This window comes from Ruminiclostridium papyrosolvens DSM 2782 (genome assembly GCF_029318685.1).
Lineage (GTDB): Bacteria > Bacillota > Clostridia > Acetivibrionales > DSM-1351 > Ruminiclostridium > Ruminiclostridium papyrosolvens.
This window is the reverse complement of sequence record NZ_CP119677.1, coordinates 2269150-2282500: the sequence shown is the minus strand read 5'-3', so window position 1 is coordinate 2282500 and position 13351 is coordinate 2269150. Positions and strand designations below refer to the sequence as shown.

8 protein-coding genes are annotated in these 13351 nt (G+C 36.0%); 2 read left to right on the top strand and 6 right to left on the bottom strand.

What is annotated here, in order from left to right; translation table 11 throughout:
• Window positions 1-337: 337 nt before the first annotated feature.
• The gene (locus P0092_RS10585; RefSeq protein WP_004622713.1) at window positions 338-1684 is read left to right on the top strand and encodes a copper amine oxidase N-terminal domain-containing protein; all 1347 of its coding nucleotides are present in this window, start codon (window positions 338-340) and stop codon (window positions 1682-1684) included.
• A 79-nt stretch (window positions 1685-1763) separates the two neighbouring features.
• Window positions 1764-3136, top strand: a protein-coding gene (locus tag P0092_RS10580; RefSeq protein ID WP_086024841.1) for an IS3 family transposase whose coding sequence is annotated in 2 segments (ribosomal slippage) — window positions 1764-2241 and window positions 2241-3136 — 1374 coding nt in all. Because the reading frame shifts where the segments join, the coding sequence is not laid out codon by codon here.
• A gap of 55 nt (window positions 3137-3191) precedes the next feature.
• Here the strand turns inward: P0092_RS10580 and P0092_RS10575 are convergent.
• The 6 genes from P0092_RS10575 to P0092_RS10550 form a co-directional block, all read right to left on the bottom strand.
• The gene (locus P0092_RS10575) at window positions 3192-4181 is read right to left on the bottom strand and encodes a CBASS cGAMP-activated phospholipase (RefSeq protein ID WP_004622384.1); all 990 of its coding nucleotides are present in this window, start codon (window positions 4179-4181) and stop codon (window positions 3192-3194) included.
• A gap of 72 nt (window positions 4182-4253) precedes the next feature.
• Entirely contained in the window at window positions 4254-5111 is an 858-nt protein-coding gene (locus P0092_RS10570; protein WP_004622383.1) for a YitT family protein, read from the bottom strand.
• 510 nt (window positions 5112-5621) lie between these two features.
• Window positions 5622-6857, bottom strand: a complete 1236-nt coding sequence (locus tag P0092_RS10565; protein ID WP_004622379.1) for a hypothetical protein — start codon at window positions 6855-6857, stop codon at window positions 5622-5624.
• A gap of 150 nt (window positions 6858-7007) precedes the next feature.
• Window positions 7008-8945 carry a glycoside hydrolase family 9 protein gene (locus tag P0092_RS10560; protein ID WP_040759490.1) on the bottom strand — a complete coding sequence of 646 codons (1938 nt, stop codon included), beginning with the start codon at window positions 8943-8945 and terminating at the stop codon, window positions 7008-7010.
• A gap of 130 nt (window positions 8946-9075) precedes the next feature.
• Window positions 9076-11412 (bottom strand): glycoside hydrolase family 9 protein, encoded by a 2337-nt coding sequence (locus P0092_RS10555; protein WP_004622375.1) that lies wholly within the window; start codon window positions 11410-11412, stop codon window positions 9076-9078.
• Window positions 11413-11447: 35 nt separating this feature from the next.
• Window positions 11448-13181 (bottom strand): glycosyl hydrolase, encoded by a 1734-nt coding sequence (locus P0092_RS10550; protein WP_040759482.1) that lies wholly within the window; start codon window positions 13179-13181, stop codon window positions 11448-11450.
• Window positions 13182-13351: the final 170 nt, after the last annotated feature.

Here is a 13351-nt window from a genome sequence, read left to right as displayed (position 1 = left end):
TCATTTGTGTCAACACTTTTTTTACTTTTAGTTTTTGGTATTTAATTTCTACCTTAAACTTAAAACTTGTCAAAGCGTTGCCGCCGTTCGAGACAGCTTCGTTAGTATATCATCGCCAAACTCTCTTATCAACACACAACCTTGTCCATGATTAGCCTTGAATTTAATTTACCCGCTTTATTCTATATTATTCATCAAGATACTATTTATTACACCTAAATTCACTTTCTTCGTTTTGATTTATAATAGATACTTGTCAAAACTTGTAATCGATAGATAATTATTCTATAATCTGTATATCAAACAATTCATATTTTAAAAAAACGGAGATATTAATATGAAGAAAATTATATATTTTGTTGTAGTTTGTATTACACTTGCTTTTGTATTTAATTTGAATATTATTGCTGCTGCCCCGTCTATAAAGGTCTATGTTTATGAAGATTTACTGACTTTACCCGTTCAGCCCATATCAAAAAGCGGAAACATTTTAGTGCCATTAAAAAATGTTTCAGAGGCCCTCGATCTAGAATACTCATGGGATAATAAATCAAAAAAGGCTACCGTAAAAAATGATAAATTCACTATTTCGGTTACTGTAGGCACTACAAAAGCGTATGTAAACCAAAAACAAAAAACAATAGATATGGCTCCAACAATGGATAAAAATACTGTAATGGTACCTTATAAGCTACTGCCTCAAGCGGTTGGAATAAGTGTTAGGTGGGATTCTTTAAATTCCCGTATTCTCATTGGTAAATCGGAAATATCAAGTGATATTCATATGACCTATAATGACACTTATGTAGATATTAATAATTTATATACTGTCAGTGGCACTGGAGAATATAAGGGATATCGTCAGTTGAAGGGATATCCTTATGAATCTAAATACTCAATTCACTTTATTGATAGCTCTAAAGGACAAATTATATCTTTTAAAACAGTAACTGAGGATAAAGCAAATCTTAATCAGATTATTACTTGGAAGTATAACGGAAAAACTTACAAAAGCAAAAGATCTGATATTTACAATTTCTTTTCAGGTACTTCAAAATTAAGTAGTTTAGTCAATGACGGCAGTTACTCCTTAGATTGGCTGTCCAAAACCTTTGGAAAGGTTTATTATGACTGGATATTCTATGAGAGTGTATCACAGGATGCATCCAGAATTGTAGAAAAATTTATTGAGAAGGAAAGAGGCATTAAAAACACCTTTACCACAAAGGAAATAGAGATACCAGATGAACTCAAGAAACCTGAACAAATAGACCTTGATGGAATTACAGAATATACTGAAAAACCGTCAGATACTTCAAATGGAAAAACAAACGATAGTAATAATCAAGACAAACAAACTTCTAATGATAAGTACTTAAAATTTAGAGAGCAGTGGATAAGTGCAGATGATTTAAGTAGTGAATATAATATTATTACATGGTGGAATGGTAAAACTATTGAAATTAGTCAGCGCGTTACCGGATTAAAATATACTATTGATAACTCTCCTTCTTCATCTTTTGAATCCGGAAAAATATATCAGTCGTCAGCCGATATACAATTTCAGTATATAAAAACTATTGTATTTGACGGACAAAATATATCACTAAATCAAATTGTATTCGACAGAAAGGCTTTGGAAGCTGAGCTAAAATCAAGGGGCATTAAAAAGATAAACCATTAAAAAAGTACGGTCGCTCTTTTTGTGAACTGCACCCCAAATGTTAGACGAAATAAACTTACATTTGGAGGTGTAGTTTTTTATGACAAAATTTACTCACGAACAACGAATGAAAGCAGTTTTAGAGGTTGTTGAAAACCATATGTCCTGTAATTCTATTGGGAAACAACTAGGATGTGGAGAAACACTAGTTCGACGTTGGGTTAAGAGTTATGAACAGTTTGGGGTAGAAGGAATAATTTTAAAACATGGAACATACTCTGGAGAATTCAAACAACATGTCGTAGAATATATGCATGAGAAGAATTTATCACTTTTTGTAACAGCTGCCCTGTTTGGAATACCTAACGGCACTACTGTTGCTAACTGGGAGCGCTTATATTATGAGGAGGGACCACAGGCTCTCTATAGAAATAATCGTGGTCGAAAGAAAAATATGCAATCTGATAGGAAAATAAAAGAAAACTCAACAGGTAAAATACAGTCTGCCAATCAAGTAGAAGAAGACCTAATATCAGAAGTTCAAAGACTTCGTATGGAGAATGAATATCTAAAAAAATTGAATGCCTTAGTTCAGGAAAGAATTGTCCGAGAGAATGGGAAAAAGTAATTACCATCAGCGAATTAAGGCATAAATTTAAACTGATGGATCTACTCCAGATTGCAGGTCTTCCTAGAAGTACATATTACTATTATTTAAAACAGATGAGTAAGCCTGATAAATATATAGAAGTTAAAGAAGTAATTAAGGAAATATATCACGCAAATAAGGGTAGATATGGTTATCGCAGAATCACTATGGAACTGCGCAATAGAGGGTATGGCATCAACCATAAGACCGTCTTAAAGCTAATGAAAGAGTGCAATATTAAGTGCCAGGTAAGGATACGTAAATACCGTTCTTATAAAGGAGAAGTAGGCAAGGTGGCAGAAAATGTTCTGAAACGTGATTTTAAAGCAGATAAGCCTAATCAGAAATGGGTTACTGATGTTACTGAATTTTCACTTTTCGGGACAAAGTTATACCTTTCGCCAATACTTGATCTATTCAATGGTGAAATTGTGAGTTACAACGTATCGGAGAGACCAACGTTCCACCAAATTATGGATATGCTTGATAAAGCATTTAAAAAGATACCTGATAATACAAGGTTAATTTTCCATTCAGATCAGGGATGGCAGTATCAAATGAAACAATATCAACACCGACTTCAACAGAAAGGCATTATCCAGAGTATGTCACGCAAAGGAAATTGTTTAGATAATTCTGTAATGGAGAATTTCTTTGGCCTACTAAAATCAGAATTGCTCTATTTGCAAGAGTTCAATTCAATAGAGCATTTTCACAGGGAACTAGATGATTACATAGACTATTACAATAACAAAAGAATTAAGTGCAAACTAAAAGGACTGAGTCCAGTACAATACCGAATCCAGTCCCTAGAAGTTGCTTGAATAAACTGTCTAATATTTGGGGTTCACTACATTGTAGGGTGACCGTACTTTTTAATTATTGTTCGGTAAGTTGTTTACACAGTTTGTCCAATCTTCCGTTTTTAAGCCACTCATCAATTAAGCTGAGACTAAGAAGCTTCAGTTCATGTATGTTTTCTTTACTGGCATCATCCATGGCATCGCTCCCAAGTTGTGCAAGACTGGCCTGCATCCTATAGTACCGATTATCCGTTAATATCTGACCGAGTTGAAAATCAACCGTTTCACTCACCCCGCTAAATACTGTACTTAGAATTGGCTTTGCCCATTTCATAAGCCCCCAGTCCTTAGCTTCATTGTACGGAATACAGCGGTTAAGTTCACCCGTTCCAAGTGAAAGCATTAGTATATCCGGCATATCCTTATAAAGTACTCTCGACTCCGCATAAGCACACATACCAGGATTATTGGCATATACACCACCATCAATCAAAGCATAATAATCTGCGCCATCCTTTTGGCCAATTTGAAGCTTAAATGGCTCAAAGTATGTAGGGGCTGCCGAAGTAGCTCTTGCTACCTGCCACATATAAAAATCCTTATTTACCTTGCTGGTATCCTTTGCATGTACACTTTTAAAGAAAAACGGTTCTCTAAGAGTCAGTTCATACGCCGGAACAATTATATTTGTCAGGGCTTCAGAAAGCTTTACCTCACCAAAGTATTCCTTTAAAACAGACTCAATTCCTGCAGCTGGATATTTTTCTTCTGATATCCCATCCATAGAAATAATTTTATGAAAGATATTACTTGAGAATATTTTCTTACCATTTTCAGTATACAGCTTAATAAGGTCATTGGCCGTGTAAGCAGGCTTGCCGTTATTCTCTTTTGACGGCACTGTCAACATGAGTGATAGTATTCCACCTGTTGAAGTTCCTGCAATTAAGTCAAATAATTCGCAAATAGGTTTGGATGTCATTTCCTCAATCTTGGCAAGAATCATGGCAGGTATAATCCCCCTTATACCGCCCCCATCGATTGAAAGCACTTTTATAGTTTTCATGGTAAAACAACCCCTTTATTTTTTGATAATTTATTTTACCATTATATTACTTTACAGTCGATACTTGTATATTTAGTGAATTGAACGTTTCTTGTGCTTTCCTCCCATTACTTCCGATACATCATTTATAGTAACAAAAGCATTTTCATCTTTATCATATATAATTGATTTAAGCTTTGAAATCTCAAGCCTTGTTACAACCGAGTACAGTATTGTTTTTTCATTTTTAGAAAAGCCGCCTTTTCCATCAAGAAAGGTAACTCCTCTTCCAAGTCTGGCTGTAATTGCTTTAGCAATTTCTTCACCGCTTTCAGATATAATTATCGCCGCTTTTGTTTCATCGAGTCCTTCTATTATAATATCTATGACTTTATATGCAATGAAGTAGGCAATAAGAGAATACATTGCATGGTTCCAGCCAAAAACAAACCCGGCACTGCTTAAAATAAATATATTAAAGAACATAACCATTTCACCTACTGAAAAGGATGTACCTTTATTAATAATTATTGCAACCATTTCAGTACCGTCAAGAGAACCGCCATATCGTATTATTATACCTACTCCAATTCCCAGAACTATACCTCCAAAAACTGAAGCAAGCAAAATATCACTTGTAAGCACAGGTATCGGATGAAAAACTGATACCCAGAAGGAAAAAGATACAACTGAGAATAACGATGACAGAACAAAAGTTTTTCCTATCTGTTTGTATCCAAGAAACAAAAATGGAATGTTAAGCACAATTATAAATAAACTTACCGGCAGCTTGGTTAAATAACTTGTAATTATTGATATACCTACAATTCCACCGTCAATAATGTTATTTGGTATCAAGAATATTTCCAATCCGGTAGCAGCTAATACTGAACCAATAAATAGAAATATATATCTTACAATTTCTCTTTTTAAATGATTTTTTTTTGTCATTGACTCACCCCTATAGTTGATTTTTATATTTAAAATCTATATAGGAGGATTCTTATAATTACTCCCGTTAAAATAATTAGGAATTGTCTGTCTTATACTTTTTCGATGGTCAAATGGCTTGTTATGTTGCAAAGGTTTTGTTATGGAATAATTAGTAAACATAACAATACTATTTAAAGTACTAATTCTAAATGAATTTTTAGGAATCGAATAGTTTTCACTTTTTTTTATTATTACATGTTTAGAAATATAAATCTTTTTAGGTGATATATTAGAATGAAACGGAAGTTTTTTATTAATATAAATAGTATTAGGAACTATTTGCAATATGAAACTTATAATTAGTATAATTAAGGCAGATCTCCCTGTTCCTTTTTTCACCAAATAATTATCCTTTCATTTGATTCTATTTATTTTAATTTTGAACTTTAATTAATTATATCATAATTATACTATATATTTTTAAACTAATTTTAAATTTTTTAAACTTTTACTTTATAATTATTCAAATCAAATATTACTTATGCCAAGAGCATGGTTATTCCAAAATACATTTTTTACCATGTTAGACTTGCCTTCCTCACATTTGATGATTAGAACTACCTCTGTAGCTTTTTCATTTTCTTGTCTATTTGAAGATTTTCTAGTAATAATCAGCTTTATCAGCAAGCCCGCTATAAAACCTGTGACAAGACCTATAAGCCCCCAAATTATTGGGCCCAATTTGAGTAAAAATCCGTAAATTGTACCCAGAAGCATAAATATAGTACCCAGTATAGCAGCCAAATCAACTAAACTAAGCCCGTCTGACTGGTGTATAGAATCAAACACCTTTCTCTTTTCGTCCCTTTTGTCCATTGGTACTGCAAGTATGTCTTCTTTTGGAATTCCTTGCATTTCAATTTCTGAAATAGCTTTTTCCAAATATATAGTATGTTCAAATGTAGCAATGATGTGCATTATGTCACCTCTTATGGACTTTTTTTTACTTGGTATGTCAAAACTCTTACTTTGATATTCTCTTTGTAAAAATTTTGCCTGCTCCCTATCAAACAGTTTATTATTCTCTACAGTGTTTGAGTACGCGTCATACATGGCAAACATGTATACTGATGAAATATTTAAGGCCCAATGTGCATTAATTGCCGGCTTAACATATCCAAAATTCCCTGTAAAAGTATAGTGAATAGCAGGAAGTATATTTGATAAATATGCAATAACTATCCACCAAATAACTATAAATACTGCCATTACAATACGATTAATAAAAAGCTGACCCGTTCCCGGCATAAGCAGTGACCATATTGCAGAAACTAACGGAGACCTTTTATCAAGATAGTTAAATTCCATGCTACCAAGTTTAAAACTGCTGATGCGGGCATCTTCTCTTACTGCAAGAATATAATTATTATTTATGTCAACTGTAGTCCTATAACTGTCCCACACTGAAAAAATATATAATGAACAGTAAAGAATTAACCACCTTTTGTCCAAAACATTTTTTGCCAACTCAAACCTTCCTGTAAATGAGTAAAGTATAGCAGTATTGATATGAGCTTGTAGGTTTACCGTAACTTCAAAAATAAACAAAAAGAACCCTCGAATGTATTTTGAAAGCAGTAAATGGCCCATACCGGGAAATGCCGCTGACCACCAGGCTATAACATATGGATTTCTTAAGTGAAGCTGAGTTGTGCCAAGAATGCTTAGATATGCTACTTGGCGTCTGGGATTTTTTCCAATCATAGTAACTCCTTTAGCTGATTCCTTACATTTATATATTTCCTTATAAATTATTTTTAATTCCACATATCCATTATTTGTTTACTTAAAATAAAAAGAGCAACCCTGAGTTATATCACTCCTGATTGCTTTTATAAAAAATCTCAGCTTTAGTTATAAGCTTGTAATCTTACCTAACAAATACTGTTTTAAAGTTGATAAATCTATAGCATCTACTGCATTGTCATGATTTACGTCAGCAGCTTTAAATGCATCTCCAGACAAAATACTCAAACCCAATATATGCTGTTTCATCAGAGCGTAATCGATGGAATCAACGTTTGCATCCATATTTATATCTCCCAATAGTAGGTCGGAAGTATCCGATACGTCAAGTGATGCGGCCAGTGCATAAATTAATGCACCATTCCAATTGATTGCAATCTCATTGGTCTGATAACTATCCTGATCATCCTTCCAATCCTTTGCTCCCGGCCAACCACCACCAACTAAATATCCGGGCCATGGATCAATTTGGGAATCACCGCCTGAACGTCTGTCATGTGGTTTCATTGGAGGGTTTATTCCCATTCCTGTAACAAAGGAACGATTATAATAGTTTCTGCCGAACAGAAAGTTCAGTGCATCCAGCGAAGTGTTAACATAATCTGCTTTTGGCGATAATTTATTTGCAATATTAAGAATCATGGTCTGACGTGCCACGGTACCGTTGCAGCCCCAGTAATAGGTTTCTCCCAGTGGCCTTGCATAACCGTGTTTGTCAGCAGTACCAACTATACTGTCTGCTGCTGAAATTAATGCATTCTTAATTGTGTTATATAGTGAAGCGTTTTTTCCGCTCTTTTCGGATAACAGGTATGTAAACATTCCAAGATTGTTTACATTTCCCCAGTCGAAGTCAACGTCAATTTTCTTAGAAAAGTAGTTTGCACCGGATTCAAAATCTGCCAGATAACTGTTGTCTCCGGTAGTTTCCCACATTTCTGCAGCAGCCCACAATCTATCATCAGTGTCTGTAGTATCATAATCACCTGTAGTGAAACCGCTGAGATTAGGCTTCGTATTTCCCGGATTTGCCTTTAAACAAGCATAACTAACTTTTGCAGCAGCAATACATTTGTCAGCATATGACGCATCGTATGGACGGAAAGCTCTTGAAGCCATAGCCATCATAGCTGCAAAGTCTGCTGTTGCAGCACTTCCCCATGGAGTGAAAAACCTGTCGGCAGTTTCTCTCTCAGGTAACACAAATCCACCAAAGTCTTTTGTAGTAAGCTTATGGCTTACCTTTCCGCTTCCGTCAGGATATTGCATGGTTAAAAGCCAATCTGTTTCATATTTGAGTTCATCCAAATAATCCGGCATTGAGTTGTTGCTTTCAGGCATTGTTAAGGAAATGCCTTTTATCTGATCTTTAAACTGCTCCCATGCAAAAAACATAGAGCCTACGGTAATACCGGCATTAACAACATATTTGTTGTAATCCCCCGCATCGTGCCAGCCTTTTCCGCCATCTTTTATATTGTGCTGTCCATTAATATAGTCAGTATATCCATCTTTGGTATGACAAGCCTCATGAGAGAACACCTTGCCATTATAGGTTGTGGAAACTGATGTTCCGCAGCGCCACAGATACATTCCAAGCATTGATGTTTTAAATGGGTTTACGTAAATATTTGGGTCAATTTTGAAGGTTACACTTTTTCCTATACCAGGTACAAGCAGGGTGTAAGTTCCATTCGTCTTTATTGACGAAAAATCTGCTATGCTAACCTGCTCATTGGTATCAGAGTTGTTGGTGGAAGTAGTTTTACCAGTGAGAACAGCTGTTCCACTTGAATTTACTAAAATAAAATCACTTGCAGAGGCTGCAATTGTTGCTTTTTTTTCAGCTCCGGGAAGATACCCTATAGAATTGAGACGTATACGGGAATCTTGCTGGTAGTCTCCGGGAGATGTACTTGCCGCAGATACATTTTGACTAAAAGTTCCGGGAATGAGACCTCCGGATGTTGCCACAATTCCGCTTACAACAAAACATGCTAGCCCTGCCCTTAATTTCCGCCTTCTTTCATAACTTATTAAACTCATACAATCTACCTCCAAAATTTTTGTACTGTTGTTACCTCCTTGAAGTAAAACAGCTATTAATTTAGTAAAGGCAAAGGGAGTTCCCAAGCCAACTCCTGGTAGTTATATAAACTCCCTTTGCAATTTTTTATTAGTCTGCCTGTGTCAATATAATTTTCTTCAACTTAGCATAATCAATAGAATCTACATCGCCGCTGGCATCCATATCAGCTGCCTTAAGCTCATTTCCTTCAAGAATTTTGACACCTAATATGTGCATTTTCATCAATGTTAAGTCCAACGAATCAATTGATTTATCGTTGTTTATGTCACCCAATTTAATTGTCGGTTCAGGATTATTTCCGCCCGGTGTAGTTCCATCAGGCTCTGTACCGCCAACTAGAACGCCATTGTCATAAACACAGATATTGTCTGTCTTTTCAGGTGTTCCTTTCCAGCTGTCCTCAACAACCTTCAATCCCTTATGACTCCAGTCATCAGTAGGATTCCAGTTATTTTGCCAAGCGTATGTACCTATTGCAAACTGGTATTTCTTGTTGGAATTTGCAATTACATAACCCGGCCATTTTACTTCTATATAATAGATTTTATCTTTATAGAGGTGTGGCCCTGATATCTCAGCTGCATAATCTGTTTCAGCAGCTGTTTGGTCATACAACTGTCTCATTTCTATTTTATTTGGGTCAAGGGATGTCATTCCTGTAGAATCAAAATAATATCTTACAGAAATATTTTTCGAGGTTTTTGAAACATCAGATTTTACATACAGTGTAACTTCGGTTGCTTTTGGTCCGTCTGATTGAGCTACATCAACACAGAAACCTTCTACCCAATATTTTGAACCGGAAGGGTCATCAGGATCGTCTTCTTTTGGAGGTGGTGGGAAGTTAGGGGTAACCTGCATAGCTGAGTTTCCAAAGTATCTGTAAATACCGGCACTAGCTCCAACAAATGCAGCGTTGTAGTCTATTGTTACTTCATTATACACGTAGTCTGAAGTAATATCCTTATGTTGGTCGCTGGCATCAGGTCCACCAACTAATGCACCGTAAAGAACATATTTTTGAGGACCTGTTCCTTCTGCAGTAGCATACCCTGATGAAGCTCTGTGATGAGGATATTTTACTGAATTGTCTCCATATCCCACTACGTAGCAGCGGTTTAACGGATTGTTACCTAAAAGGTAATCCATCTGTGATTTAGCCCATTGGCTGTACTTTGATGCTTTATCCCCGTGATTCTTATCATAAACAAGTGCTAACAGCTGAGTAGCTGTATTGTATCTCGCAGAACCCCATTGATTCAGAAAAGCGTAACCGCCAGGTGATACTGTAACATTTTTACCCGACATCCAGCCATCTGCTAACTTTGCAATCTGACTCCAGAAATCAATCTCTTCATATGAACTTTTATTTGTTAATTTTTTGTATCTATCTTCCAATACTTGTCCGTTTTTATCAATTGAATCATTTATTTCAGCAATAATACATGCTGTACCTGCCCAAACATCGTTCCAGCAATGTGTCCAGCATGAAGGTGCATAGTAATCAAAATTCTTTAGTGTTTCGTCAAGGTAATGGTCATCCTTTGTTGCTAAATACAGCCATGATGCAGCCCAGCAGTAATCATCCTGCCATTTGGAGGATCCGTAATAACCTTTAGGTCCATCAATGTTTACTGATTTGCTAGGACATCTTTCTGCAAATTGAAATAAGGCTTTTGCATATTTAAGTGATTTTTCTGCATATGCAGGGTCCTCGTCCTTAAAATTCATGTAATTGACTGCAAGTGAAGCTGCTGCTGCTGCCACACAATCAGTTGAAGGCATTTCATCAGTTGCAAACCAGCCTCTTCTGAACATTTCATCAACTTCAGGTGCTTGCCAGTATGCGTGGTCTACATCTCCGTCTCCAACCTGATAGCAGAATGCTATAGCCTTACCGGTTGAGTCAAGGAAAGTACTTCTCATAAAGTAATCATTGAAATATCTTAATATTGTTTTTATATGACTGTCTTGTCCGGTTGTAACATATTGATCTTTGAATTCATAAAATCCCCATCCAAGAGTTGAACCTGAGTACGCTTCAGGCATACCGAATTTTACGTGGTCACCTGCATCATGAAAACCACCGGAAACATCTACCGTTCCGTCTCCATCAGGATCTAGCACACTCTTATTTTGGCTGATAAAGCTATCTGTCATATTTGTATTTTTTGAATCTAGCGGTAGTTTTGCATCATAAGTATGACAGTCATTTCTCCAAGTGTATTGGTTTTTTTCGCTAACTTCGGTACCACACATATTTGCATCGTAAAAATACTGTGAGTACTGTAGTAGTTTAGCATAATTATAGTCTGTACTTGCTGCACTTACATTCATAACAGTGAATGAAGTTAGCAGCATTGCAAGGACAACAACGCTCATTACAGAAGCTCTTGCTACCTTAAAAATCAATCCTTTTTTCATAATATATCTTCCTTTCTTTAAATAAAAAAAATCAATTACTTTCCACTGGCTGGAAAGCTGGAAATTTCACCTGTCAGAAATTTCTTCATATATACGAAATCTATAGCGTCTACAGAACCGTTACCGTCAACATCTGCTGACTTTATACTCTGATTGTTGTCTAATATACATTTTTTTAGTAAAGCGAGATCAATTGCATCGATTAGGTTATCTCCATTCAAATCACCGTACGTGATTGTAGGAGTATCCCCGCCAGATGGGAATGGGTAGGTTTCAAGATCGGGAAGTTCGTCCAGTGTAATACAATAATCGCTGGTATACATCTGTTTTAGCCAATCAACCGGATTATTCTGCTCTCCCGTAAGATACCATCCGTACCAAGGGCAGAAATATAGCCATCCGGCCATCTCATTTGTAAGGTTTGAAACCTGCGGAATTGTATCGTTTTCACTCATTGTAACAAGCTTCTTACCGTTTGTGAGTTTAATCATATTATAGAAGGTTGAAGAAATAGCACTTCCGTTTGGCAGTCCATCCTTGGCATTGTATTTGTCATAGCCAAGAATATCAACAACATCATCACCGGGATACCATTTTGAAGATGTGTCATATGTATAGGAAGTCCATACCCATATGATATTGTTTAAGTGGTATTCATTTGTAAATTTCTCGTATAACAGCCTATATAGCTTTACACAATTCTCAGGGCCTTCGGCCCCCCACCAGAACCATCCTCCTTCTGCTTCATGGAGTGGCCTGAAAAGTACAGGAACATCTGCCTCCTGTAGCTGTTTGAATTTTCCTGCCATAAATTCAATATCATTAAGCAGTGCGGTGTTTTCGGCAGTTCCGGATGTCAAAGCCTTTGATATACTGAAGGTTGTGCTTTCTGTATAGAAGCTGTTATCAGCTTTTTTGCCGATATTTCCGGGCGAAAACCAATGCCAGCAAACTGTTGGTATACCACCTTTATTTTTGTACCAGTCAATGACACGTTCCGCACAAAGATCATCCCATAACAAGCCGTTTCCTCTGAAGTTCATAAAATCAAAACCTCTTAATGCAGGCATCTTGCCTGTTTTTTCCTTAATATAGGCAAAGTCTGACTCTGAGCCTTCATAGTTATGAGACCCGCAAATTTCCTGCTGACCTGAAATAATTTTCTTTCCATACACGTCAACCAAGTAGCTCATAAGTGCTTTTGTTTCTTTGGTAGCATTAGGGTTCACAAGCTTTTTATCGACTTTCAGTGAAGTAATACTTTCATCTGCGGGCTTAACAATAAGGTAGTCAAAAAAAGTGTATCCCCAGTAGCCTTCAAATTCAATATTGTTAGTACCCTTATTGAGCTTTACAATTCCTGCGGACATTTCCTTCCAGTTGAGAGTGTACGGAAAGCTAACCTCTCCTTGATTGGAATCATTGACATTGAGATACTGTATCTTTTTGGTCTTATCAAATGGCTGTGCATATCGTACAACCAATTCGTAAAGTCCTGCCTGTTCAATGTCAACATTAACAGAAGTACTTGTCCCCCTTTGTCCAACGTAGCTGCAAGTTGCACCGCTTAGGTCAAATATCAGGCCGTCATCGGTCTTCCCAACATAGTCAGTATGAATTTCAGCATTGTTCTGGACACCGTTTTCAAATTCATACTTTACACCTTCTGCTGTCATGGCATTTGCAGGAACATTTACAACTGACACTAATGGCATCAGTGCTGTCAATGCCAATGTTAAGAAAACCTTTAAAAAGCATTTTTTATCCAGTTTTTATCGCCTCCTTTCTATAATTAAAATTTAAGCTACTTTATGTCATTTTACATAAATGTAATAAAATAGCTCTATATACATATATTATTACATTTTTGTACTTCTTACAATTGATTAAAATAGTAATTTTTTATAATATATTAGAGGATTTTGGAAGTCCGGTGTTA

Bases quoted from the DNA above. Each gene is read 5' to 3' on its own strand.
- P0092_RS10565 (WP_004622379.1), bottom strand. From the start codon at position 6,857: ATGATTGGAAAAAATCCCAGACGCCAAGTAGCATATCTAAGCATTCTT.
- P0092_RS10585 (WP_004622713.1), top strand. From the start codon at position 338: ATGAAGAAAATTATATATTTTGTTGTAGTTTGTATTACACTTGCTTTT.
- P0092_RS10560 (WP_040759490.1), bottom strand. From the start codon at position 8,945: ATGAGTTTAATAAGTTATGAAAGAAGGCGGAAATTAAGGGCAGGGCTA.
- P0092_RS10570 (WP_004622383.1), bottom strand. From the start codon at position 5,111: ATGACAAAAAAAAATCATTTAAAAAGAGAAATTGTAAGATATATATTT.
- P0092_RS10555 (WP_004622375.1), bottom strand. From the start codon at position 11,412: ATGAAAAAAGGATTGATTTTTAAGGTAGCAAGAGCTTCTGTAATGAGC.
- P0092_RS10575 (WP_004622384.1), bottom strand. From the start codon at position 4,181: ATGAAAACTATAAAAGTGCTTTCAATCGATGGGGGCGGTATAAGGGGG.